The organism is Bacillus sp. SIMBA_031, assembly GCF_046535225.1.
GTDB lineage: Bacteria > Bacillota > Bacilli > Bacillales > Bacillaceae > Bacillus > Bacillus velezensis.
On record NZ_JAWRXC010000605.1, the window covers coordinates 1 to 243 of the forward strand.

General features: G+C 37.4%; 1 protein-coding gene. It reads left to right on the forward strand.

The window, feature by feature from the left end; genetic code table 11:
• On the forward strand, nucleotides 1–243 hold a 243-nt coding region (locus SB724_RS21535; RefSeq protein ID WP_410573077.1), incomplete at both ends, for a hypothetical protein.

Consider the following 243-nt stretch of genomic DNA (forward strand, 5'->3'; position numbering starts at 1 on the left):
CTTACCTATTGCTGGGAACAAAATGATGTAGGTCCTGCAGGAAACTGGAATGTTCCTACAGGCAATGCTCCTTTATTCAGGTCATTTATGCCAAAAACTGTTGCATACAGATATTTTCCACAAATTACAGATATTATTAATAATACTACCACTAAAGGAGAGGTTATACCATCATATGCAAGAACTATGGAGTTCAGATTAACGGTAAGAGATAACAATGCCGGTTGTGGAGGTGTTGCTAAT